Here is a 22951-nt window from a genome sequence, read left to right as displayed (position 1 = left end):
CCCCCTGCACCATCAAAAAGGCCCCGGTTCGTGAGAACCGGGGCTTTTCTTTTTCCTGTTGGGGCCATTGGGGCCGCAAAGCGGCCCCAGTGTCAGGCGACGCTACGTTCGACAGCTGGCGCTTCCACCACTCCACGCCGATACAGAACCAGGTAATACGACCCCAACCCGATCAACCAGCAGAACACCGCCGTCCACACGTTATGCGACAGGAAGTGCGCCCCCTGCATCATCCTCCCTACGCCGAGTACCGAACCGGCCAGCAAAGCCACCACAAATGCTGCCCGCGCCAACCGCGGCTTGCGATCACGCAGCATGAAGAACAGGCCGAACAGGCAGAACCCGGTCGCCGCATGCCCACCCGGCCAGCACAGGCCAGGCTTGTCGGTAGCAGGCCGCGGTTCCAGCAACTTGCTGTAGGTTTCCGTGCCGCCAAACTGGGTCAGGCTCCACGGGCACTGTACCTGGGTCACCTTCTTCAACGGCGTGACAAACGCCGTTGACAGGCCCAGTGCCAGCACCAGGCAGCCCAGCTCGCGGCGCCAGCCGAACAGGCGCTTCCAGAAGAAACTGCCAGCAAAGGTGAGCAGCGAGATCACCCCCAGCAAGATCACCACCTGCTTGACCCGGTCGTGCAGGATGTTTTCCAGCCAATAGCTGTGGCGGCCGATGAACTGCCCGGCAGCGGGGTCGAAAAACAGGTTGGCCACGTCCATGTCGACTGACGTCAGCTCCAGCAGAATCAAGGCCAGCGCGGTCGCCAAGGGGACGCCCAGATACAGCCAGAAATTGATAGGGCGAGGGCGGGTTCGTTGCTGCATGGTGGCTCCAGGGCACGAAAAAGATCGGGCATTGTCGGCTGCCCGCTATCCTGTGTCCGTGAAGGATCAGTGAAAAAACCGTCAAGTGGGGTGAATTTTCCGGGGGGCTGGCACCGTGCAAGCATAGGCCTTAAGCTGCGCCTGCCGCGCACCACTGCGAGAAGCGCCGCACAGGAGAAACCGATGCGCATTCTTTTGGTTGAAGACAACCGCGATATTCTGGCCAACCTGGCCGACTACCTGGGCATGAAGGGCTACACCGTCGACTGCGCCCAGGATGGCCTGTCCGGCCTGCACCTGGCCGCCACCGAACACTACGACCTCATCGTGCTCGACATCATGCTGCCCGGCATCGATGGCTACACCCTGTGCAAGCGCCTGCGCGAAGACGCCCGCCGCGACACACCGGTGATCATGCTCACTGCCCGCGACCAGCTGGATGATCGCTTGCAAGGCTTCCGCTCGGGGGCCGACGACTACCTGCTCAAACCGTTCGCCCTGTCTGAGCTGGCGGCGCGCATCGAAGCAGTGCTGCGCCGCGCTCAAGGCGGAGGGCGCCGGACCCTGCAGGTGGCCGACCTCAGTTACGACCTCGACACCCTGGAAGTTACTCGCCAGGGCCGCCTGCTCAAGCTCAACCCGGTGGGCCTCAAGCTGTTGGCCGTGCTGATGCAGAAAAGCCCGCACGTACTGCGCCGCGAAGTACTGGAAGAAGCCCTGTGGGGCGACGATTGCCCCGACAGCGACAGCCTGCGCAGCCATGTACACCAGCTGCGCCAGGTGATCGACAAGCCGTTCGAAAAACCCTTGCTGCATACCGTCCATGGCGTCGGCTATCGCCTCGCCGAGGGCCGCGATGGAGTTTAAGCAAAGCCTTGCCCAGCGCATCATCATCGCCTTTGCCCTGATGAGCGCGCTGGTGGCCGGGGCGTTCGCCTTCGGCATCGTCGCCACCGTGCACCTGGTTGAAGAGCGGCTGATTTCCTCTGTGCTGGGTGGCGACCTGCAGCGCCTGCTGCGCATGGACAGCGTCAGCGACTGGAGCCACCGGCCGCGCCCCGACCAGCTGTTCTACTTCAGTGGCGGGCGTGACGACTTCGAACTGCCCAAGGACTTGCGCCACCTTGACCGGGGTTTCCACGAAGTATTCCGCGACCAGCTGTCATACCACGCCATGGTCGAGATCGTCGATGGCCGCCGTTACGTGCTGCTGCAGGACCAGAGCGACTTCGAAGAACGCGAGCGCGTGTTGTTCGCGGTGGTGGTGGTGGGCTTCTTACTCAGCCTGGTGCTGGCAGTCATCCTCGGCTGGCTGGTGGCGCGCCGGGTAATGGCACCGGTGATCCGTCTGGCGCGCCAGGTGCGCCATCGCGATCAACTGCTGGGCCTGGCCCCGCCACTGGCACCGGACTATGCGGCGGACGAAGTCGGCCAGTTGGCAGTGGCCTTCGACGATACCCTGGGCCGTTTACGCGATGCGCTGACCCGTGAACGGCTGTTCACCAGTGACGTCAGCCATGAGTTGCGCACACCGTTGATGGTGCTGGCCACTTCCTGCGAGCTGCTGATGGAGAACCCCAACCTCGACGCCCGCGCGCGTAGCCAGGTAGAGCGGGTGGCGCGTGCCACGGAAGAGATGCGCGAACTGGTCAAGACCTTCCTCATGCTGGCCCGTGCCCAACGTGACGAAGGCGCGGTGGCATCGCGGGCAACCTTGCGCGAAGTGGCCGACGAACTCATCGGTGTGTGGCGCGATACCATCGAGCAGAAGGGCCTGACCCTCTATTTCGATGGCCGCATCAGCGCCAGCCCGGTGCTGTACAACGCTACCTTCCTGCAGTCGGTAATGGGTAACCTGTTGCGCAATGCTGCCCACTACACCGACAGCGGCTACATCCGGCTGAGCCTGGAGGCCAACGGTTTCAGTGTGGAGGACAGTGGCGTGGGCATCCCCGAAGAGCAGCGCGAGGCGATGTTCAAACCGTTCGTGCGCGGTGACGAGCGGCGTGGCGAAGGCTTGGGCCTGGGTCTATCGCTGGTGCAACGCATTTGCGACGACCAAGGCTGGCATGTCACCCTCACATCGACCCTGCCGCATGGTTGCCGCTTCCAGGTGGACCTGAGCAACACCAAAGCCCAAGGCGGCCCGGACGCCATGGCCGAGTAATCCGTTGTAACAGGTTAAAGGGCGCGCGACATTTTTTTCACATTGGCATGACCTGATTCCAACGCTTGCTTACCTAAGGTGAGCGGCACTGGAGTCAGGAGATGCCCAATGCGTAGCCCCATCAAGCTTGAATTTTCCGAGAAGTACGACAAAGACCACGCCCGCGAGTACTTTCTCAAGCACCAAGATGGCCTGGCGCGACGTCTTTCCCACAAGCGAGATGAGCAGCTGGCGCGTCGCGCCCTGGCATTGGCCGGCGAGCCCGGCCTGGTACTGGACCTGCCGTGCGGTGCCGGCCGTTTCTGGCCACTGCTGGCAGAAAAGCCCAACCGGGTGATCATCGGTGCCGACAACTCCGAGGCGATGATCGAGACAGCCTGTGCCGCGCAACCGCCAGAAGTGGTGGCGCGGGTACGCCCTTTGCAAACTTCAGCGTTCGCCATTGACTTGCCGGATAACTCGGTGGACAGCATCTTCTGCATGCGCTTGTTCCACCACATTGGCGAATCGGCGCACAGAAAGACCATACTTTCGGAATTTCAACGTGTTAGCCGTGATAGTGTGATTTTGTCTTTGTGGGTCGATGGCAACTTCAAGGCTTGGCGCCGGAAAAAACTGGAGCAACGCCGCAGTGCCAAGGCCGAGCAGGACAATTACCAGAACCGTTTCGTGTTACCAGCCGAAACGGTCGAAGAAGAATTCAGGGCCGCCGGCTTCAGAATCCAGGAACGCCTCGACTTCCTGCCGTTCTATGCCATGTGGCGGGTCTACGTATTGCGTAAGGGGTAGTGTTTGATGGCTGTAGCCCAGAAAGGGGAGTCGCGGTTCGATTTTTACTGGCGCCAGCAGGGCGAGTGGGTCGAGGAGCCTAACCAGCGCCGCGGCGGCGAAAGTGGCGTGCAACGCCTCAACGATGCCAATGGCAAGTTGCTGTATGCCAAGCGCCAGGTCGGGCATATCTATCGCAGCCTTATGCACCCTTTTGGGCGACCAACCGTATTGCGTGAACTCGATGCACTGAACAGCTTCGAGCAACTGGGCGTTCGCGTCCCCCGCATCGTCTTTTGTGGTGCCGAGCGCGATGCCGACCACCAATGGCGTGCGCTGCTGGTGAGCGAGGCGCTGGACGGCTTTGTCGAACTCGACACCTGGCATGCCGAAGGTGCCCGTGAGCGTTACCCGCAGGTGGTGCATGAGCGCATGCTCAAGGACCTGGCGGACAACCTGGCGCGCATGCACCTGGGGCACTGGCAGCACGGCTGCCTGTACGGCAAGCACGTATTCATCAAGGTGATCGGCGAAGGCGAGCAGGCGCGGGTCGAAGTCGCACTGCTGGACCTGGAAAAGTGCCGGCGGCGCATCAGCTGCCAGCGTGCGGCAGGCAACGACCTGCGCCAGCTGCGCCGCCATTCGTCGATCAATGACGCCGAATGGCAGACGCTGCTCTACTTTTACAAGATGGCGTTTGGCAGCGCTGTCAAAGGGTTAGAGTAATGAAACTAGAAATAGCTCGAGCTTTGTTCCTGGTAGCTGGCCTGGCGGTGACCACCGTGGCGGTGGCTGCCTGGGAAGAGCCGAGGCCGACTGTGTTCAGCAAGGCTGAGATGGCCGACCAGTGCGCGTTGCCGCGGGAAGCGAAACCGCAGCAGCAGGCACAGGTCACGCCGGACCAGGACCTTTTGCTGTTCCTGTTTGGTCTGCGTCAAGGGTTGCGGCCATTTGGTTGAACCCGGTGTGAGCTAGAAATGCCAGAGGCTCCGCAATCGCGGGGCCTCTGGCATTTTTGCGTCTGCTTCACCGGCCTCTTCGCGGGCAAGCCCGCGAAGAGGCCGGATCAGGCTATGGCAGGTTCCTTGGCTTTGGTCTTGTGCGCCAACAAGGTGTAGATACAGGGCAGCACGAACAAGGTAAACAGCGTGCCTATCGACATCCCGGTGGCAATCACCGTTCCGATGTCAAAGCGGCTGACCGCCCCGGCGCCAGTCGCTAGAATCAGCGGCACCATGCCGAATACCATCGCCGCCGTTGTCATCAGCACCGGCCGCAGGCGAATCGCCGCCGCTTCCTCGATCGCCTCACGCACGCTCAAGCCGCGTTCCTCACGCAACTGATTGGCGAATTCGACGATCAGGATGCCGTGTTTGCTGATCAGCCCGATCAAGGTCACAAGCCCGACCTGGGTGTAGATGTTCATGCTCGAAATACCCAGGAACAGCGGCAGCAGCGCCCCACAGATCGATAATGGCACCGTCACCAGGATCACCAGCGGGTCGCGGAAGCTTTCGAACTGCGCCGCCAGCACCAGAAAGATGATTGCCAGCGCCAGGCCAAAGGTGACCCACAGTGCGCTGCCTTCCTGCACGTACTGGCGTGCCACGCCGGCATAGTCGAAGGCGAAGCCTTCCGGGGCCTCTTCGCGGGCGATGTCCTGAACGGTTTTCAGCGCTTCGCCCAGGCTGACCATGGGCACGCCCTGGATGATCGCCGAGTTCAGCTGCTGGAACTGGTTGAGCTGGCGTGGGCGGGCGCGGTCGGTGAGGGTGATCAGGGTCGACAGCGGCAGCATCTGACCCTGGTCATTCTTCACGTAGTAGTTGTTCAGCCAGCCGGGGTTGTCGCGGTACGGCCGTTCGACCTGGGCAATCACCTTGTAGCTGCGGCCTTCGAGGGTGAAACGGTTGATTTCCGCCTCGCCCAGCAGGGTGGCCAGGGTGCCGCCGAGAGTGTCCATCGATACCCCCATCTGCGCGGCCTTGGCCCGGTCGATGTCCACCACCACTTCGGGCTTGTCGAAGGCCAGGTCGATGTCGAGGAAGGCGAACTTGCCGGATGCCTGCGCGCGGGCCTTGATGCGCTGTGCTACGTCCAGCAGTGCCGGGTAGTCGCCCGCTGTATTGATCACGAACTGGAACGGCAGGCCCTCGCCGGTGCCGGGCAGGGAGGGCAGGTTGAAACCGAAGATCTGCAAGCCGCCGATTTCCTCAAGTTTGGCCTGCACCAGCGGCAACAGCTCCATCTGCGTGCGCTCGCGTTCGTTCCAGGGTTTGAGCAGGAAGCCGCCGATGCCGGTCTGCACGCCGTTGAATCCGTTGATCTGGAACGATGAGTAGTACTCGGGGAAGGCCTTGAACAGTGGGGTGAATTCGTCGGTGTAGGCGTTGAGGTAATCGAGGTTGGCCGGCTGCGGCGAGCTGCTCATCATGAAAATCACCCCCTGGTCCTCGTTGGGGGCGAGTTCGTTCTGGGTAAACGTGAGCAGCACCGGGATCAGGCACAGGATGATCACGGCAAACACCAGCACCACCGGGCGGCTGTCGAGGGTGGCATGCAGCAGGCGCTGGTAGCGCACCTTCAGGCGTTCGAACAGCACGTCCAGGCGGTGGGCCAGGCCACTGGGGTTCTGCTCCTGGCGAAGCAGCAGGGCGCACATCATCGGCGACAGGGTGAGGGCGACGATGCCAGAGATGATGACCGCCCCGGCCAAGGTCAGGGCGAACTCCTTGAACAAGGCCCCGGTGAGCCCGGTGAGGAAGCCGATCGGTGCATACACGGCAGCCAGGGTGATGGTCATCGAGACCACCGGCAGGGCGATTTCGCGGGCGCCCTCAAGGGCCGCATCGAACGGCGATTTGCCTTCTTCCATGTGCCGGTGGATGTTTTCCACCACCACAATGGCGTCGTCCACCACCAGGCCGATGGCCAGCACCATGGCCAGCAGGGTCAGCAGGTTAAGCGAGTAACCCATCATCTGCATGAAGAACAGCACGCCGATCATCGACAGGGGAATGGTCACCACCGGGATCAGCACCGAGCGCAAGGCACCGAGGAACAGGAACACCACCACGATGACGATCAGCACCGCCTCGCCAAGGGTCTTGATCACTTCGTCGATCGAGGCCTGGATGAACAGCGTGGCGTCGTAGGCAATCGACACTTTCAACGCCGAAGGTAGCTGGCTCTCCAGCTCGGGCATGATGCGGCGCACTTCCTTGATCACGTCCAGGGGGTTGGCAGCGGGGGTGGCCTTGATGCCGATGTACACCGAGGGGGTGCCGTCGAACGAGCTGACCGTGTCGTAGTTTTCCGCACCCATCTCGACCCGCGCCACATCGCCCAGCAGCACGCGGCTGTCGCCGCTGGTCTTTACCGGCAGGGCGGCGAACGCCTCGGCCGACTTCAACTCGGTGCTGGCGTTGATGCTGGTGACCACGTATTCGCCCTTTACCTCGCCGGCAGCGGAGAGGAAGTTGTAGCGGCGCACGGCGTTGGTCACGTCGGTGGCCGACAGGCCGAAACCGGCCAGTTTCACCGGGTCCAGCCACAGGCGCATGGCAAACACCTGGTTGCCGAGGATCTCCGCTTCGGCCATGCCCGGCAGGGTGGCCAGCTTGGGCTGGATGACCCGCGACAGGTAGTCGGTGATCTGCGGGTTGCTCATCTCCTTGCTGTAGAAACTGACGTACATCAGCGCCGAGGCGTCGGCGGCTTCCTTGCTGAGCACCGGGTCTTCGGAGTCCTGCGGCAGTTTGTTGCGCACTTCGTTGGCCTTGGCCAGCAGCTCGGTGAACAACCGGTCGCTGTCGGCGCCGATGCGCGCGTAGATGGAAATGATCGAGAAGTTCTGCCGGCTCACCGAGGTCATGTAGTCGATGCCTTCGGCACTGGCCAGGCTCTGCTGCAACGGCTGGGTGATGTAGCCCTGGATGGTTTCGGCGTTGGCCCCGGGGTAGGCGGTAGTCACCGTGATCAGGGCATTTTCCATTTGTGGGTACTGGCGGATCTGCAGTTTGTTCCAGGCCTGGAAACCCAGCAGCAGGATCAGCAGGCTGACCACACTGGCCAGCACCGGGCGACGGATGAACGGGTCGGTGAACGCCATGTCAGCCTCCTCAGTCCTTGCCCGGCACGCCCTGTTCGGGCTTGAGGGCTTTGTCCTGGCCGATGCGGATCGCGGCGCCCGGGGTGAGCTTGAGTTGCCCGGCGGTAACCACCTGTTCCCCGGCTTGCAGGCCCTTGCTGACGACCACTACGCCGTCGCGGCGCTCGCCGGTCTGTACGGTGCGTTGTTCGGCAATCAGCTGCGGCTGGCCCTTATCGTCGTTTTCCGGCTTGCCGTCCTTGTCTTTCTTCGGCGTGGCGACGTACACCGAGTTGCCATACAGGGTGTAGGTAATGGCGCTTTCCGGCACCACCACTTGTGGCTGTGGGTTAGGCAGCAGCACCAGCAGGCTGGCGAACATGCCTGGCAGCAGTTTGCCGTCGGGGTTGGCCAGGGTGGCGCGCACCAGCAGGTTGCGCGTGGTTTCCTCGACCTTGGGGTTGATGGCGCTGAGGCTGGCGGGGAAGGTCTGGCCTGGGTAGGCGGCTACCTGCACCAACACCTGCTGGCCCAGGCTCAATTGCGGCAGGGCCTGTTCCGGTACGTTGAAGTCGACATACAGGCTGGATGTGTCCTGCAGGGTGGCAATCACCGTGCCGGCGGCCAGGTACTGGCCGATGTCCACCTGGCGGATGCCGATGGTGCCGCTGAACGGGGCGTTGATGCTTTTTTTGATCTTCTGCGCCTTGAGTTGCTCGACCACCGCCTGGTTGCGGCGGTACTGAGTGGTGAGGCGGTCGAACTCGCCGCGCGAGATGGCCGAGTCGCCGACCAGCTGGCTGCCGCGGCCGAAATCGACCTTGGCCAGGCCCAAGTCGGCCTGGGCGGTGCCAAGCAGGGCGGTTTCCTGGTCATCGTTGAGTTGCAGCAGTAACTGGCCGGCTTTGACCTGCTGGCCCGAGTCGAAGTGCAGGGCTTTGACGATGCCTTCCACCTCCAGGCTCAGCTCCACACCCTGCAGTGCCTTGAGGCTGCCGACGGCGGGCAGGCGCGCTTGCCACTGGCGCTGTTCGGCCAAGGCTGCCGCAACGGTGATGGGCGGCTTGGGGGCAGTGAACACCTGGATCTGCTGGTAGATCGAGAACGCCTTGTAGCCCCCCAGGGCCAGCACGATCAGCAGAACCATGGCCAACATGATGAGCATGCGGCGGCGCAGCATAAGTCCGGTTCCTTGGATTGGTTGTTATTCGGTTAGACACGACAACGGGCGATCCTGCCCACGTGTGGATGGGGGAAGTATTGACTGTTTTTCAGGGGAGGGGGGTGAAATGCCTGTGCCGGCCTCTTCGCGGGCAAGCCCGCTCCCACAGAAACCGCGTAGTCAGCGGATTGTACGGTCCCTGTGGGAGCGGGCTTGCCCGCGAAGAGGCCAGTGAAGGCTGCAGAAGAGTCAGACGAGATGCAGGTGGTTGTCCCAGAAACCGGACGGCAGGTTCATCGGCTGTCCGACCAGCTCGGCCTTGCGGCAATCGTAGAACCGGCAACGGCCCTGCCCGGAAGTAACGACGAAACCATCCTTCACCGCGCCAACCCCCGCGCAATCGGGCATCGGTGCATCCAGCCGCACCGCACCCGTGTCTAGGTCCCAGACAAACAACCGGTTGGCCCGTGGCGCAGTCAGCGCCACCAGCCGCAGGTCGCTGTGGATCGCGACGCTGGCGGTGTACTGGGCCATGGCCTGCAACTGCCGCTCCGGCACCGGGAAGGCCTTGAACGGCTCGCCCGGGCGCTTGATCGCCAACAACTCGGCCGTTTCATCGGCATCACCCATGAACTGCTGGCAGGCGGCGATGGTGCCATCGCTGCCCACTGCCAGATGACGCACGCTGTTCATCTGCTGGGCCAGGGTTTCCTTGCTCAGCAAGGTGCCGTCACGCTGCATCAGCACCAGGCTCGGTTCCATGGCATTGAGGTTCATCTCTACCCGGCTTTCGGCTTCGGTACGAATGCCGCCGTTGGCCACGATCAGCGTCTCGCCGTCGGGCAGCCAGGCAACCTCGTGCGGGCCAATGCCGTGGGTCGGGATTTCGCCGGTGTGTACCAGGCGTTCGCCTTCAAAACGGTACACGCCCAGCACGCCACGCCCAGGGTCGGTCGTGTCGTTCTCGGTGGCATACAGCCATTCGCCACCCTTGTGCACCACCGCATGGCCATAGAAGTGCCGGTTCGGCTGCGAGGTCACGGTTTGCAGCAGGCGCCCGTCGCGCAAATCGACCAGGTAGCTTTCGGTACCGGGGCGGCGGGCGACGAACAGGGCGATTGGCTGCTCGGGGTGGTGGATGATGGCGTGGCAGCGCTGGGCGACCTGGGTGCTGAACACCTGGGTGCCGTCCAGGCGGAAACCCACGGCATAGTGCTTGCCGTCGCCATCGTCACGCGCCGAAAGCAGGAGAGGTTCGCTGCCTTTGTTGCGGAACAGGCTCCAGCCGCCCAAGGTCAGGGCACTGAGCAAAACGCTACCGAGTTTGAGGGCCTGGCGTCGCAGCATGATCAGTCACCGTCGTTGGCATTGAAGCCCAGCTGAATGTTCAACGCCTTGGCCAGGTCGCCTTCGTGCAGGCGATGGACAGCGTTGAGGCTGTCGTAGATCTGGTTCAGGGTTTGCTGGCCAGCGTCGTCGGCCAGCAGCTCGCCCAGCGACTTCTGATTGTCGGCCAGCAGTTTGAGCGAGGTAGCGTAGGCGGCGTCGATCTTGTCCGCCAGCGCTTTCTGATCGCTGGACAGCAAGCCGCGCAGGCCTTGGTTGTCGACCCCGACCCAGACGGTTTCGGCCGCCTTGAGGGTGGCTTCCAGGCTCTTCAGCGAGGAGTGGCTGCGCCAGGCTTGGGCCTGCAACGGCTGCGGGATGCCCTTGCTCTGGCGGCCCATCGGCGCACCCAGCTTCTTCTTCAGGGTATCCAGGGCGGTGACCTGAGAGCGCAGCAGGTCGGCGATGGCCTCGTGGGAGTCGGCGTAACGCTGGTTGGGGAACTTGGTCATTTGCGACAGCATGCCGTCGGTGCTGTTCCAGCTCTTGAGGATATCCTCGGCCAGGACCTTCTGGTGTTCACCAATGGCCACCAGCAGCGGGCAGTAGCGGGCTTTCTGCTCGGCAGTGGCGACGTCCGGCTTGCTGTCGAACAGGATGTACTCGTAGGCCGACAGGCCACGTACCACCACGCTGGCCTTGCCCAGGGACGCGACGTCTACCGGCTTGTCGCCGTTGACCAGTTGCTCGACCTGGCGGCCGACCAGGTTCTTCTTGTCGGGCCAGAACTGTACCTGCCAGGCGCGGTTGCCTTCGGCCAGCGGGCCGACCAGCAGCGGTTGCAGCTCGGCCCAGGCCTTTTGCGCATTGAGGAAGTCGGCACGGGCCTTTTCCAGGTCTTCCTTGCCTTCGCAGTAGGCCAGGGCGCTGGCGGCCAGCATGCGGTCGGCTTCGACCCAACGGCTGTAAGTGGGCAGGATGACCTGCTTGGCGATGGCAGCGGAGGTGACGGCTTGCGGGTCCTGCGGCGAGCAGGCGCCGAGGGCGAGTGCAGCGAGGCTGGTGAACAACAGTTTGGGTCGGAACATGCCCGGCTCCTTTGCGCGTTTTAAAGTGAATTCAGGAACGCCAGCAGCGCAGTGCGTTGCTCGGCATTGAACGTGAGTACAAAGTTGCGTGCCGCCTCGGCTTCGCCCCCGTGCCAGAGCACGGCTTCCAGCAGGTTACGGGCGCGGCCGTCGTGCAGGAACTGGCTGTGGCCGCTCACCGTTTCGCTCAGGCCGATGCCCCACAGTGGCGGGGTACGCCAGTCCTGGCCGTTGGCGGCGAACTCGGTGCGCTCATCGGCCAGGCCTGGGCCCATGTCGTGTAGCAGCAGGTCGCTGTAGGGGCGGATGACCTGGTTGGCCAACTCTGGCTCGGCAGCATCGGCGGCGGTGGTGAACTGCGGTGTGTGGCAACCCTGGCAGCCGGCCTGGTAGAACAGGTTCTTGCCTGCCAGCACCTGCGGCGAGCCGACGTCGCGGCGGGCCGGCACGGCCAGGTTGCGGGTGTAGAAGGTGACCAGGCGCAGGATGTTGTCGCTGACTTCCTTTTCGCCATTGGCGCCGTCGCCATTGGGCGCGGCGAGGCAGTCGGTTTGTGCCGGGGTGCAATCGTCTTTGGGCTGCAGGGTGCTGGTCAGGCCCATGTCGCCGGCGAAGGCGTGCACGTTCTGCTGGTTGACGTTGGGCTGCCCGGCTTTCCAGCCGAAGCGGCCGACCACGGTCTTGCCCAGGGCGTCGTCCCACACGCGGTTGGCCCGCCCGCGGATGCCGTCGCGGTTGCGGTCATCGGGGTCTTCGTTGGCCAACACGTCGGCTTCGGGGATGGCTTCGAGCAGGCCCAGCCCGATCATTGGCGGTGCCACCCGCGCCGAAAAGCGCGTGTCGGGGTGCATGACGCCGTAGCCGAGCTGGCTGATCTGGAGGGCCGGCTTGCGCAGTTCGACCTGATGGCCGTCCTTGAACGACACGGTTTCGCGGGTGTAACTCACCCGTACCTTGCCTTCCGGCGCCACACCGGGGATGGCCATGTCCTGCAGCTGAGTGCCGTACACCGGCTCAGGCACCACGCCCAGGCGCTCGATGACCTTGGCCAGATAGGGCTGGTCGGGGATCGACAGGCGTACCAGCATGCCCACCGCGTTGCTGTTGCCCGGCGCTGGCGGGTGGCCGCGGCCGTCGCGCACATGGCAGTTCTGGCAGGCGTTGGTGTTGAACAGCGGGCCCAGGCCGTCGCGGGCGGTAGTGGTGGAAGGGGCGATCACCCAGGGGTTGCGGAAGAAACTGTTGCCCACGGCGAAGTCCACGCGACGTTCGGATGCGAGGTTGGCCGAGGGCAGGGAATAGGCGTTGCGGTCAGTCCGCTGCACGGTTGCCTTGCCGCCCGACAATGCTTCGCCGGGTTCGGCCTGGGTGAAACGCGGGGCGTCGTCACAGGCAGAGAGGGCGAGGACCAGCAGCAGCGGGGAGAGTCGGGACAGCGACGAGGACATGCAAAATCCTGGGCGTGGACGAAAAACCGGCGTGCAAGCTTAGCAAAGTGGGGGTGTTTGAATAAGAGCAATTTGCAATTGCTGGATGAAATCGGTGTCAGTTGGCCATAGTTATCTGTTGTCTGTGCCGGCCTCTTCGTGGGCAAGCCCGCTCCCACAGGTAATCTGCAGGTCTCAAGTACAATGCAGTCTCTGTGGGCGCGGGCTTGCCCGCGAAAGGGCCATAAGCAAAAAAGGCGACCCGAAGGCCGCCTCTGTCAACACTGCTACAGCAGGATCAGAATTCGTGATCCGCAGTATCCGGGTTCAGGTTGGCAATACCCAGCTTGCCAGCCGCCTGCTCGATCGCACCGGTCTGCTTGACCAGTGCGGCGATGGCGTCACGCACGATCTGGTTGCCGGCAGCGTTGTCGGCAGCGATCAGCTGGTCGTAGTGCTCGCCTTTGAGGGCGTGGTCGACCATTACCTGGATCTTGGCTTCGGTGGCTTCCAGGTCGGCCTTGAGGGTGGCGTCGGCGGCCGGGTCGACCTTGGCGACCAGCGACGACAGGCTTGGGCCGGTCAGCTTGGTACCGTCCGGGCGGGTGTACTCGCCCAGGTAGACGTTGCGGATACCCTTGGCGTCGTAGAAGTGCGAGTAGTGGGTGTTGTCGCTGAAGCAGTCCTGCTCGTCTTCCGGCGAGTTGGCTTCCAGCGAAACCTTCATGCGCTCGCCCGCCAGTTCGCCCAGCGACAGGCTGCCCATGCCGAAGAGCATCTTGCGCAGGCCGTCGTTGACAGGCTCCGCTTCCAGCTTGGCGCGGTAGTTGTCTGCGACGTTCGGCGCCCAGTTGCCGACCATTTCTTCAAGGTCGGTAACCAGCAGCTGTGTAACGGCTTTCAGGTAGGCACGGCGGCGCTCGTTGTGGCCACCGGTGGCGCCCTGGCCTTCCAGGTAGTCGGATGCCGGGCGGTTGCCAGCGCCTGGGCCGGTGCCGTTCAGGTCCTGGCCCCAGAGCAGGAATTCGATGGCGTGATAGCCCGTGGCAACGTTGGCCTCGGAGCCCGCCAGTTCGTTCAGGCTGGCCAGTTTCTCAGGGGTAATGTCCTTGACGTCGACCTTCTCTTCACCCACCTGGATCTCGGTGTTGGCGATGATGTTGGCGCCGGCGGCCGGGTTGCCCAGGGCATGCTCGTAGCTCTTGTCGACATAGTCGATCAGGCCTTCGTCCAGGGGCCAGGCGTTCACCTGGCCTTCCCAGTCGTCGATGATGGTGTTGCCGAAGCGGAAGGCTTCGGACTGCAGGTACGGAACGCGCGCGGCGAACCAGGCTTCCTTGGCGGCCTTCAGGGTTTCGTCGTTGGGCTTGGCCAGGAACGCGTCCACTGCGGTCTGCAGGGTTTTGGCGGTGCTCAGCGAGTCGCTGTACACCGCATGGACCATTTCGGCGTAATGCTTGACCACGGCTTTGCCAGCGGCTTCGTCGACAGCCCCGGGCGCGGCAGCGGTGGTGGCGGCAGCAGCAGGTGCCTGGGCCTGCGGCGCGGCGGCTTTGTCGTCCTTGCCTTCACCGCAGCCGGCGAGAGCGATGGCAATGGCCAGCAGACTGGCGGAGGCCAGAGGCATTCGAATCATTGTTGGTTTTCCTGCGTCGTGTGGTTGGACCAAGGGTGGACCGTGCGCCGTGGCACGCGAAACCGCAACATCATGCGAAAGATTTGCATTTGCTGTAAAGAGGCGGGCGTGCAATTCATGTAAATGGCGGTCACGGCATGTAACCGGGCAGGCGTGCTCAGAACATCGAAACCTGGTTACGCTGCGCCTGCTTCAGGAAACTGGTCAGCTCGCGAGCCGACAGCGGCTTGCTGTAGTGGTAGCCCTGGCCCTCGTGGCAGCCCTGGGCAACGATGTAGGTTTCCTGCTCGGCGGTTTCCACGCCTTCGGCGATCACCTGCATGCCCAGGCTCTTGCCCAGCTGGATGATGGCGCGAACGATGGTGGCGTCGTCATCGTCATCGAGCAGGTCCTGGACGAAGCTCTTGTCGATCTTGATCTTGTCCAGCGGCAGCGATTTCAGGTAACTGAGCGACGAATAGCCGGTGCCAAAGTCGTCGATGGCAATCAGTGCCCCGGAACGGCGCAGGCTCAGCAGATGCTGGGCAGCGGTGCTGATGTCTTCCATCAGGCCGGTTTCGGTGACTTCCAGCTCCAGGCTGCGCGGCGGCAGGCGGTAGGCCTGCAGCAGGTTGTTGACCACCCGTGGCAGCTCGCTGTGGTGCAGTTGTACAGTCGACAGGTTGACCGCCATGCGCAGCTCGCTAAAGCCTTGGTCGTGCCATTCGCGCAGTTGCCGGCAGGCCTGGTCCAGTACCCATTCGCCGATGCTGATGATGCTGCCGTTTTGCTCAGCCAACGGGATGAACTGGTCTGGCGGCACCATGCCCAGCTCCGGGTGCTGCCAGCGCAGCAACGCCTCCACGCCGACCACGCGGTGGTCGCGGTAGCTGATTTGTGGCTGGTAAACCAGGTACAACTGGTTGCGGGGCAGGGCTTCGCGCAGGTCTTTTTCCAGCTCACGGCGGCGGCGCATCTCGCTGTCGACGCTGGCAATGTAAAACTGGTAGCGGTTGCGCGAACGGGCCTTGGCCAGGGTCATGGTCTGTTCGGCTTTTTGCAGCAGTTTCTCGGTGCTGTCGCCGTCTTCGGGGAACAGGGTAATGCCGATGGTGGCGCGCAGGCGGATCTGCTGGTGGTGGTCGAGGTTGAACGGCACTTCCAGGTCGTCGAGGATGCTCTGCGCCAGTTCGGCTGCCTCGTAGGGCTGCTCGATATTAGCTTGCACCAGGGCAAACTGGTCACCGCCCAGTCGCGCCAGGGCCCCCAGCCGGCCACTGTGGGCGCGCAAGCGGTCGGCCAGGGCCAGCAGCAGCTGGTCGCCCACCTGGTAGCTGAATTGCTCGTTGATGCCCTTGAAATCGTCAAGGCCCACGCACAACACCGCCACACGGTGCTGCAGGCGACCACCGTCGACGAGGATCTTGTCCAGTTGCTGCTGCAGTTGCTGGCGGTTGGGCAGGCCGGTGAGGAAATCGTACTGGGCCATGCGTTGCAGGCTGTTTTCGGCCTCGTGGCGTAGGTGGGTGTTGCGCTCGATCGAGGCCAGCAACTGGTTGGCGGTGTTGACCCACAGGCCCAGTTCGTTCTTCTCGTGGCCCTTGAGCAGCGGTATCTGGTGCTGACTGGGGCGGTCGGGGTTGATCTGGGTGAGGTGCTCGATGATCTTGGACAGCGGCTTGGTTAGCAGCCAGTGGTACACCAGGTACAGCACCAGGCCCATGGCCAAGGCCCGCAATACGCCGGAAATGAAGATGATTACCGCATTGATCAGGAAGTCTTCGCCGTAGGACGACGTGTCGAGGGTGATGCTGAGGTCGCCGTAGTATTCGCTGTAAGGGCCTCGGCCGACCAGTTGTGTGGTGTAGGTGCGTTCCTGGCCGAGGATAAGGTCGGTCAGCCAGCGCATGGGCATGTCCTGCAGCGGGCGCGACTTTTCGGCCAGCATGGTTTCGTTGGGGTGCCCGATGGAGGCCATGCGCACCGATTCGTCCTGGAACAGGCCTTCCATCACCTGCATGCCCATTTCGCGGTCGAGGCTGTACACCGCCTGGGTGGACGGGTCGCGGAACATGTCGAGGATGCGCTGGGCATCGTTGTTAACGGCCTGGCGGGTCTTGTAGGTGTCGTAGACGATTTGCGCACAGCTGAGCACCACGCCGACTGCCAGCGCCGACAGCAGCACGACCCTGAGCAACTTGACCGACAAGCTGTTCCGCAATTCCAGCTTCAATGGGGTTTCCTTAATCCATGCGCATGGCATCATTTTGCCATCAACGATGACGATACACTATCGGCCGATCATGAGCAGTGTATCGGTTGCCTGACCCCGCAACTTGAATGCGTTGTGTCAATCTTCCAGAGATTTGATGTTAGCGCGCTATGCGGGCTGAGCAAGCAAAACCGTGTCGCCCTGCGCGCGCGCGGGAGGCCGGCACTGGCATAAAAAAACCCGGCACAGGGCCGGGTCTTCATGTTCAGGGCTGAATGACTCAGGCCTTGAAGGTCTTGCCTTCGAACTGTTCGGCAACGAAGGCCCAGTTGACCAGGTTCCAGAACGCCTCGACGTACTTCGGACGCAGGTTGCGGTAGTCGATGTAGTAGGCGTGTTCCCAGACGTCGCAGGTCAGCAGCGGGGTGTCGCCGCTGGTCAGCGGGCAACCGGCGCCGATGGTGCTGGCCAGGGCCAGGGAACCGTCAGCTTTCTTCACCAGCCAGCCCCAGCCGGAACCGAAGGTGCCAACCGAAGTCTTGGTGAACTCCTCCTTGAACTTGTCGAAGGAACCGAAAGCGGCGTTGATGGCGTCAGCCAGGGCACCGGTCGGTTGGCCACCAGCGTTTGGCGCCAGGCAGTTCCAGTAGAAGGTGTGGTTCCAGACCTGAGCGGCGTTGTTGAAGATGCCGCCCGAAGAGGTCTTGACGATCTCTTCCAGGGTCTTGCCTTCGAATTCAGTGCCTGGGACCAGGTTGTTCAGGTTCACGACATAGGTGTTGTGGTGCTTGTCGTGGTGAAACTCCAGGGTTTCCTTGGAGATGTGCGGCTGCAGGGCATCGTGGGCGTACGGCAGCGGCGGCAATTCAAAAGCCATGGTGGATCTCCTGATTCAGGTCTAGTTCGCGGTTTGCGCAGGGCCGATCACGGGCGGCCCTATGTACGTCGGCGAGTTTGTACTCTTTGCGACGCAAGGGCCCGATCATAGCACCAGCCCCGGCGCATAACCACGCAACAAACATAGGGAATAGAGGTTCCAGAGCGGCTTGGCGGACGCCGACCAATGGTGGTCGCTTTCAGGCGGTACGCGTTACGCCGGTCCTTGCAGGCCTGACATCAGTTGAAGATCAACTGCGCCGCCACCGCGAACATCATCACCGCCACCATGAGGTCGAGCATGCGCCAGGTTGCCGGCCGTGCCAGCCACGGTGCCAGCCAGGCCGCGCCGATGGCCAGGGTGGAGAACCACAGCAGCGAAGCACTGGCCGCGCCCGCCACGTAGGCACCGGGGGCGGTCTGCTGGGCGCCCAGCGAGCCAATCAGCAATACCGTGTCGAGGTACACGTGCGGGTTCAGCAGCGTCACTGCCAGGGCGCTGAGCAGCACTGCGCGGCGTGAGCGCATGCCTTGGCCTTCCTGGTGCTGCAGGCTCTGTTTGGAGCAGGCGCTGCGCAGTGCCTTGGCGCCGTACCAGATCAGGAACACCGCACCGCCCCAGCGCGCGACCGCCAGCAAGGTCGGGTTGTGCGCCAGTACCGTGGCCAGGCCAAACACACCGGCAGCCACCAGAATGGCGTCACAGACGATGCATAGCGCCGCCACGGGCAAGTGATGTTCCCGGCGCAGGCTCTGGGCGAGGACGAAGGCGTTCTGTGCGCCGATGGCCATGATCAGCCCGAAGGCCACCAGCATGCCGTTGAGATAGCTTTGCCACATGATGGGGCTCTCCAGAAAGGTCGTAGAAGATGCTGGCTATTGTGATGACCGGCCCTGTATAAGAAAAACAAATAAAGCTGATAAGGCATTAGAGAAATCGATGTTTGACTACAAGCTGCTGGCCGCCCTCGCGGCGGTGATCGAACAGGGTGGTTTCGAGCGTGCGGCGCAAGTGCTGGGCTTGTCGCAGTCGGCCATTTCCCAGCGCATCAAGCTGCTGGAGGCGCGGGTCGGCCAGCCTGTGCTGGTGCGTGCCACGCCGCCTGGCCCGACCGAGGTAGGCCGCCAGTTGCTCAACCATGTTCAGCAGGTGCGCCTGCTTGAACGTGACTTGCAGCGCCAAGTGCCGGCGCTGGACGAAGAGGGTATGCCGGAGCGCCTGCGCATCGCCCTCAACGCCGACAGCCTGGCCACTTGGTGGGCCGGCGCGGTGGGGGATTTCTGCGCACAGCAGAACGTTTTGACCGACTTGGTGGTAGAAGACCAGGAAGTGGGCCTCAAACGTATGCGTGCCGGCGAAGTGGCGGCCTGCCTGTGTGGCAGTGAGCGCCCGGTAGCGGGGGCACGCAGCCAGCCACTGGGCGCCATGCGCTACCGGGCACTGGCTAGCCCCGGGTTCATGGCGCGGCATTTTCCCCAGGGTTTTGTCGCCAGCCGCCTGGCCCGTACCCCGGCGATCGTGTATGGCCCGGACGACTTCCTGCAGCATCGCTACCTGGCATCGCTGGGTATCGAGGACGGTTTTCTGCATCACCTGTGCCCGTCCTCCGAAGGCTTCCTGCGTATGACCGAGGCCGGCCTGGGCTGGGGACTGGTGCCCGAACTGCAGGCCCGGGAGCAACTGGCCAGCGGGCAGTTGGTGGAAATCTGTCGCGATACCCCTATCGATGTGCCGCTGTACTGGCATCATTGGCGCAATGGCGGGCAATTGCTCGCGCAACTGACCGATCACCTGCGGTACACCGCACGGCAATGGCTGGTGCCCTTGTAGCCACGGCTGGCGTCAGTTGCATCTGAAATCTGGCAAGACGGAGTCTTACATGCGAATTCTGGTCACCGGCGCGAGCGGCTTCATCGGCGGGCGCTTTGCGCGCTTTGCCCTGGAGCAGGGCCTGGACGTGCGGGTCAGCGGCCGCCGCGCCGAAGGGGTCGAGCACCTGGTCAAGCGCGGCGCCCAGTTCATCCCTGGCGACCTGGGCGATGCCGAGCTGGCCCGTCGCCTGTGCCAGGGCGTCGAGGCCGTGGTGCACTGCGCGGGCGCGGTGGGCAGCTGGGGGCGGTACCAGGACTTCTACCAAGGTAACGTGGTGGTAACCGAGAACGTGGTCGAGGGCTGCCTGAAGGAGCATGTACGGCGCCTGGTGCACCTGTCGTCGCCGTCGATCTATTTCAATGGCCGTTCGCGCCTGGATGTCCGTGAAGACCAGGTACCGCGCCGCTTCCACGACCACTACGGGCAAACCAAGCACCTGGCCGAGCAGAAAGTATTCGGCGCGCAGGAGTTTGGCCTGGAAGTGCTGGCGCTGCGCCCGCGCTTCGTCACGGGCGCCGGCGATGCCAGCATTTTCCCGAAGCTGATGCAGATGCAACGCAAAGGCCGCGTGGCAATCATCGGCAATGGCCTGAACAAAGTTGACTTCACCAGTGTGCACAACCTTAACGGGGCGCTGCTCAGCGCCTTGTTCGCCGACGATAGGGCGCTGGGCCAGGCCTATAACATCAGCAACGGCCAGCCGCTGCCGCTGTGGGATGTGGTCAACTACGTGATGCGCCAGATGCAGCTGCCGCAGGTTACCCGCTACCGTTCCTACGGCCTGGCCTACAGCCTGGCCGCGCTGAACGAGGCGGCCTGCATGCTGTGGCCAGGGCGTCCGCAACCGACCTTGTCGCGCCTGGGGATGCAGGTGATGAGCCGCGATTTCACCCTGGATATCAGCCGCGCCCGGCAGTATCTGGACTACCAGCCCAAGGTCAGCCTGTGGACAGCGCTGGATGAATTCTGTGGCTGGTGGAAGCACCTGCCGCCGGGGCAGTGAAGCCGCAGGGCTGACAATGGTCATCAATGCGCCGCGCTGGCGGTTTATACTCGTGCCTCTTTGCGACTACCGCGGTTGAATGTATCCATGCGTAACCATGCTCACGATGACTACGATGACGTGCCTACCTTGCGGGCGGGCACCGTTGATGATGACGAACTGATGCCGGCGCACGTAGTGCGCAGCCGCCAGAAGGCCGCGCGCGGGCCAAGCACGGCGCCGTTGTGGGCGTTGCTCGGTGCATCGTTCATCGCCTTGGCAGGCCTGGGTTGGTGGAGCTTCCAGCAGATCTCGTTGATGGAGCAGCAACTGGTGGCAACCCAGGAAAGTTTTGCCCGCATCAGTGAAGAAGCGGCAGGGCGTCTGCAGGCGATCAGCGGCAAGGTGGATGCCAGTGAGTCTGGCGCTACCACCAGCAGCGAGGCATTGAAGCTTCAACTGCGCCAGTTGCAGAAAGGTGTGGCCGGGCAGACCGGTGACCTGGGCAAGCGCCTGGAGCAGGTGCTGGCTGATACCCGTGAGCAGCAGAAGGCTGTGACCGAGCTGCAAAGCCAGTTGCAGGCGCAGTTGAAGCTGGTGAATGGCGAACTGGCCGCGCTGCGTTCGGGCCAGGTGGATGGGGGCAAGCTGGATGCCCAGTTCAAGGGGTTGAATGAGCAGGTTGCCGCGCTGAAGGCCGCGCAGGTGGATGGCGGCAAGCTGGACGGGCAGCTCAAGAGCCTGGGCAGCGATATCGCGGCGCTGAAGAAGCAGGGAAACCCGAGCGCTGCCATTCAAGGCCTGGAGCAGGACATGCTGGTGCTCAAGAGCCAGATCGACAACCGCCCGGCTGCGGCGGCGCCCGGTGGTGCTTCGGTGCAGGAGTTCGATGCTTTCCGGGCACAGATGACGCGGAACCTGAATACCTTGCAGAGCCAGATTCAGAACCTGCAACAGCAGATCAACACCCGGCAGTGACAATTCATGGGAGGGCTTTGCCCTCCTATCGCGACACAAGGCCGCAAAGCGGCCCCGGCAATCTCGATTACAACCGCGGATAATCGATGTACCCCACCGGCCCCCTGCCATAAAAGGTCTCGGGTCGCGCTTCGTTCAGTGGCGCATCCACCGCCAGCCGCGCCGGCAGGTCGGGGTTGGCGATGAACGGCACGCCAAACGCTACAGCATCGGCCTTGCCGCTGGCCAGCGCCGCATTGGCACTGGCTTTGTCAAACCGCTCGTTGACGATGTACGGGCCGCCAAACGCTTCCTTGATCCGCGGGCCAATGCTGTCATCGGCTTCCTTCTCCCGCGAGCAGATAAAGGCAATGCCACGCTTGCCCAGTTCACGGGCCACGTAGGTAAAGGTTTCGACGCGGTCGGCATCGCCCATGTCGTGTGCATCGGCGCGCGGTGCCAGGTGCACGCCCACGCGGTTCGCGCCCCACACCTCGATGGCCGCATCGGTCACTTCCAGCAGCAGGCGCGCACGGTTTTCCAGCGAGCCGCCGTAGCGGTCTGTGCGCTGGTTGGTGCTGCTTTGCAGGAACTGATCGAGCAGGTAACCGTTGGCGCCGTGGATTTCTACACCATCAAAGCCAGCCGCCTTGGCATTCTCGGCACCGCTGCGGTAGGCCTCGACGATGTCGATGATTTCTTCGGTTTCCAGCGCGCGTGGGGTGGGGTAGTCACTCAACGGGCGCACCAGGCTTACATGCCCCTTGGGCTGGATCGCGCTGGGGGCCACCGGCAGCTCGCCGTTCAGGTAGCTGGGGTGGGAGATACGGCCAACGTGCCACAGTTGCAGGAAGATGCGTCCGCCTGCGGCATGCACAGCCTTGGTGACGTTGTTCCAGCCACGTACCTGCTCATCGTTCCAGATACCGGGGGTATCCGGGTAGCCGACCCCCATGGCACTGACCGACGTCGCTTCGCTGAGGATCAGCCCGGCGCTGGCGCGCTGCACGTAGTATTCGGCCATCAGCGCATTGGGTACGCGGCCTTCGTCGGCACGGCAGCGGGTGAGTGGGGCCATGATGATGCGGTTGGGCAGTTGCAGGTCGCCCAGGGTGATCGGATCGAAAAGCGTGGTCATAGCGGTTACCTGCTTTGTCAAAGTGTTTGGCGCAGTTGTTCGAGGAACGCCTCGATGGTGGCTTCGTCGCGTTTGAAGAAGTGCCATTGGCCGATCTTCTGGCTGCGGATCAGCCCGGCGCGCTGCAAGGTGGCCAGGTGGGCAGAGACGGTCGACTGCGACAGGCCGCAGCGTTGGTCGATCTGCCCGGCACACACACCGTTCTCGGTGCTGTGGTACTGGTCGGGGAACTGCGTTGCCGGGTCTTTCAGCCAGCTGAGGATTTCTCGCCTGACCGGGTGGGCCAGCGCTTTTATTATTTCGTCGAGATCGAGAGGCATGGGGTGAGGCTCGTTGTAGCGGTATATCGCGATGGAACGAAATGTAAATCGTCAGTTACCGATATACAAATATGAAGAGGTTCTGAGCTGAGCACGAATCGCTATATCGCGTTATAACGATATAGGAGC

At 63.0% G+C, this 22951-nt stretch carries 20 protein-coding genes; 8 read left to right on the top strand and 12 right to left on the bottom strand.

Going from position 1 to position 22951, the window contains the following annotated elements; translation table 11 throughout:
• Positions 1-92 precede the first annotated feature (92 nt).
• Positions 93-821, bottom strand: a complete 729-nt coding sequence (locus ACF8R4_RS05990) for a phosphatase PAP2 family protein (RefSeq protein ID WP_186723102.1) — start codon at positions 819-821, stop codon at positions 93-95.
• A 183-nt stretch (positions 822-1004) separates the two neighbouring features.
• Here ACF8R4_RS05990 and colR point away from each other — a divergent pair, with 183 nt between their 5' ends.
• The 5 genes from colR (at position 1005) to ACF8R4_RS05965 (ending at position 4715) form a co-directional block, all read left to right on the top strand.
• The gene (gene colR, locus ACF8R4_RS05985) at positions 1005-1688 is read left to right on the top strand and encodes a two-component system response regulator ColR (protein ID WP_003255215.1); all 684 of its coding nucleotides are present in this window, start codon (positions 1005-1007) and stop codon (positions 1686-1688) included.
• A complete protein-coding gene (locus tag ACF8R4_RS05980) occupies positions 1678-2988 on the top strand; it encodes a HAMP domain-containing sensor histidine kinase (RefSeq protein WP_060498006.1) in 1311 nt (436 codons plus the stop codon). The genes colR and ACF8R4_RS05980 overlap by 11 nt, the downstream gene beginning before the upstream one ends.
• Before the next feature lie 108 nt (positions 2989-3096).
• Positions 3097-3777, top strand: coding sequence for a class I SAM-dependent methyltransferase (locus ACF8R4_RS05975; RefSeq protein ID WP_019098319.1), 681 nt, complete (start codon positions 3097-3099; stop codon positions 3775-3777).
• A 6-nt stretch (positions 3778-3783) separates the two neighbouring features.
• Complete coding sequence (locus tag ACF8R4_RS05970) at positions 3784-4482, top strand: lipopolysaccharide kinase InaA family protein (protein WP_016713590.1); 699 nt, start codon at positions 3784-3786, stop codon at positions 4480-4482.
• Positions 4482-4715, top strand: a complete 234-nt coding sequence (locus ACF8R4_RS05965) for a hypothetical protein (protein ID WP_060498005.1) — start codon at positions 4482-4484, stop codon at positions 4713-4715. The genes ACF8R4_RS05970 and ACF8R4_RS05965 overlap by 1 nt, the downstream gene beginning before the upstream one ends.
• A 107-nt stretch (positions 4716-4822) precedes the next feature.
• Here ACF8R4_RS05965 and ACF8R4_RS05960 read toward each other — a convergent pair whose 3' ends face one another.
• From ACF8R4_RS05960 to ACF8R4_RS05920, 9 genes are all read right to left on the bottom strand, one after another.
• The gene (locus ACF8R4_RS05960; protein ID WP_104833373.1) at positions 4823-7867 is read right to left on the bottom strand and encodes a multidrug efflux RND transporter permease subunit; all 3045 of its coding nucleotides are present in this window, start codon (positions 7865-7867) and stop codon (positions 4823-4825) included.
• Positions 7868-7877: 10 nt separating this feature from the next.
• Positions 7878-9026, bottom strand: coding sequence for an efflux RND transporter periplasmic adaptor subunit (locus ACF8R4_RS05955; RefSeq protein ID WP_060498002.1), 1149 nt, complete (start codon positions 9024-9026; stop codon positions 7878-7880).
• Positions 9027-9257: 231 nt separating this feature from the next.
• The gene (locus ACF8R4_RS05950; protein WP_104833372.1) at positions 9258-10355 is read right to left on the bottom strand and encodes a DUF1513 domain-containing protein; all 1098 of its coding nucleotides are present in this window, start codon (positions 10353-10355) and stop codon (positions 9258-9260) included.
• Between the two features lie 2 nt (positions 10356-10357).
• Complete coding sequence (locus tag ACF8R4_RS05945) at positions 10358-11422, bottom strand: imelysin family protein (RefSeq protein ID WP_392491883.1); 1065 nt, start codon at positions 11420-11422, stop codon at positions 10358-10360.
• Between the two features lie 20 nt (positions 11423-11442).
• Positions 11443-12870, bottom strand: a complete 1428-nt coding sequence (locus ACF8R4_RS05940; RefSeq protein WP_060497999.1) for a di-heme oxidoredictase family protein — start codon at positions 12868-12870, stop codon at positions 11443-11445.
• Positions 12871-13147: 277 nt separating this feature from the next.
• Positions 13148-14485 carry an imelysin family protein gene (locus ACF8R4_RS05935; protein WP_104833371.1) on the bottom strand — a complete coding sequence of 446 codons (1338 nt, stop codon included), beginning with the start codon at positions 14483-14485 and terminating at the stop codon, positions 13148-13150.
• A gap of 157 nt (positions 14486-14642) precedes the next feature.
• Complete coding sequence (locus ACF8R4_RS05930; protein WP_060497997.1) at positions 14643-16697, bottom strand: bifunctional diguanylate cyclase/phosphodiesterase; 2055 nt, start codon at positions 16695-16697, stop codon at positions 14643-14645.
• 259 nt (positions 16698-16956) lie between these two features.
• A complete protein-coding gene (locus tag ACF8R4_RS05925; protein ID WP_012274023.1) occupies positions 16957-17553 on the bottom strand; it encodes a superoxide dismutase in 597 nt (198 codons plus the stop codon).
• Positions 17554-17792: 239 nt separating this feature from the next.
• On the bottom strand, positions 17793-18392 hold the full coding sequence (locus ACF8R4_RS05920; RefSeq protein ID WP_019099626.1) for a LysE/ArgO family amino acid transporter: 600 nt from the start codon (positions 18390-18392) through the stop codon (positions 17793-17795).
• A 100-nt stretch (positions 18393-18492) separates the two neighbouring features.
• Here ACF8R4_RS05920 and ACF8R4_RS05915 point away from each other — a divergent pair, with 100 nt between their 5' ends.
• The 3 genes from ACF8R4_RS05915 (at position 18493) to ACF8R4_RS05905 (ending at position 21385) form a co-directional block, all read left to right on the top strand.
• Positions 18493-19383: a LysR family transcriptional regulator ArgP gene (locus ACF8R4_RS05915; protein ID WP_025753946.1), complete on the top strand. Its 891-nt coding sequence runs from the start codon at positions 18493-18495 to the stop codon at positions 19381-19383.
• Positions 19384-19432: 49 nt separating this feature from the next.
• Positions 19433-20428 carry an NAD-dependent epimerase/dehydratase family protein gene (locus ACF8R4_RS05910; protein ID WP_392491880.1) on the top strand — a complete coding sequence of 332 codons (996 nt, stop codon included), beginning with the start codon at positions 19433-19435 and terminating at the stop codon, positions 20426-20428.
• Positions 20429-20515: 87 nt separating this feature from the next.
• Positions 20516-21385 (top strand): hypothetical protein, encoded by an 870-nt coding sequence (locus ACF8R4_RS05905; RefSeq protein ID WP_060497995.1) that lies wholly within the window; start codon positions 20516-20518, stop codon positions 21383-21385.
• A gap of 67 nt (positions 21386-21452) precedes the next feature.
• Here ACF8R4_RS05905 and ACF8R4_RS05900 read toward each other — a convergent pair whose 3' ends face one another.
• Complete coding sequence (locus tag ACF8R4_RS05900) at positions 21453-22502, bottom strand: alkene reductase (RefSeq protein ID WP_392491877.1); 1050 nt, start codon at positions 22500-22502, stop codon at positions 21453-21455.
• 17 nt (positions 22503-22519) lie between these two features.
• Positions 22520-22822: a helix-turn-helix transcriptional regulator gene (locus tag ACF8R4_RS05895; RefSeq protein WP_060497993.1), complete on the bottom strand. Its 303-nt coding sequence runs from the start codon at positions 22820-22822 to the stop codon at positions 22520-22522.
• Positions 22823-22951: the final 129 nt, after the last annotated feature.

The sequence above is a fragment of the Pseudomonas sp. FYR_2 genome (genome assembly GCF_043106425.1).
Taxonomy (GTDB): Bacteria; Pseudomonadota; Gammaproteobacteria; order Pseudomonadales; family Pseudomonadaceae; genus Aquipseudomonas; species Aquipseudomonas monteilii.
Note: the sequence above shows the minus strand (reverse complement) of the source record. Positions and strands in the feature narration are given on the sequence as shown.

Excerpts from the sequence above, each read along its gene's own strand:
- ACF8R4_RS05925 (WP_012274023.1), bottom strand. The coding sequence starts at position 17,553 with ATGGCTTTTGAATTGCCGCCGCTGCCGTACGCCCACGATGCCCTGCAG.
- ACF8R4_RS05970 (WP_016713590.1), top strand. The coding sequence starts at position 3,784 with ATGGCTGTAGCCCAGAAAGGGGAGTCGCGGTTCGATTTTTACTGGCGC.
- colR (WP_003255215.1), top strand. The coding sequence starts at position 1,005 with ATGCGCATTCTTTTGGTTGAAGACAACCGCGATATTCTGGCCAACCTG.
- ACF8R4_RS05920 (WP_019099626.1), bottom strand. The coding sequence starts at position 18,392 with ATGTGGCAAAGCTATCTCAACGGCATGCTGGTGGCCTTCGGGCTGATC.
- ACF8R4_RS05935 (WP_104833371.1), bottom strand. The coding sequence starts at position 14,485 with ATGATTCGAATGCCTCTGGCCTCCGCCAGTCTGCTGGCCATTGCCATC.
- ACF8R4_RS05990 (WP_186723102.1), bottom strand. The coding sequence starts at position 821 with ATGCAGCAACGAACCCGCCCTCGCCCTATCAATTTCTGGCTGTATCTG.
- ACF8R4_RS05975 (WP_019098319.1), top strand. The coding sequence starts at position 3,097 with ATGCGTAGCCCCATCAAGCTTGAATTTTCCGAGAAGTACGACAAAGAC.
- ACF8R4_RS05900 (WP_392491877.1), bottom strand. The coding sequence starts at position 22,502 with ATGACCACGCTTTTCGATCCGATCACCCTGGGCGACCTGCAACTGCCC.
- ACF8R4_RS05940 (WP_060497999.1), bottom strand. The coding sequence starts at position 12,870 with ATGTCCTCGTCGCTGTCCCGACTCTCCCCGCTGCTGCTGGTCCTCGCC.
- ACF8R4_RS05945 (WP_392491883.1), bottom strand. The coding sequence starts at position 11,422 with ATGTTCCGACCCAAACTGTTGTTCACCAGCCTCGCTGCACTCGCCCTC.
- ACF8R4_RS05895 (WP_060497993.1), bottom strand. The coding sequence starts at position 22,822 with ATGCCTCTCGATCTCGACGAAATAATAAAAGCGCTGGCCCACCCGGTC.
- ACF8R4_RS05980 (WP_060498006.1), top strand. The coding sequence starts at position 1,678 with ATGGAGTTTAAGCAAAGCCTTGCCCAGCGCATCATCATCGCCTTTGCC.
- ACF8R4_RS05950 (WP_104833372.1), bottom strand. The coding sequence starts at position 10,355 with ATGCTGCGACGCCAGGCCCTCAAACTCGGTAGCGTTTTGCTCAGTGCC.
- ACF8R4_RS05910 (WP_392491880.1), top strand. The coding sequence starts at position 19,433 with ATGCGAATTCTGGTCACCGGCGCGAGCGGCTTCATCGGCGGGCGCTTT.
- ACF8R4_RS05960 (WP_104833373.1), bottom strand. The coding sequence starts at position 7,867 with ATGGCGTTCACCGACCCGTTCATCCGTCGCCCGGTGCTGGCCAGTGTG.
- ACF8R4_RS05915 (WP_025753946.1), top strand. The coding sequence starts at position 18,493 with ATGTTTGACTACAAGCTGCTGGCCGCCCTCGCGGCGGTGATCGAACAG.
- ACF8R4_RS05955 (WP_060498002.1), bottom strand. The coding sequence starts at position 9,026 with ATGCTGCGCCGCCGCATGCTCATCATGTTGGCCATGGTTCTGCTGATC.
- ACF8R4_RS05965 (WP_060498005.1), top strand. The coding sequence starts at position 4,482 with ATGAAACTAGAAATAGCTCGAGCTTTGTTCCTGGTAGCTGGCCTGGCG.
- ACF8R4_RS05905 (WP_060497995.1), top strand. The coding sequence starts at position 20,516 with ATGCGTAACCATGCTCACGATGACTACGATGACGTGCCTACCTTGCGG.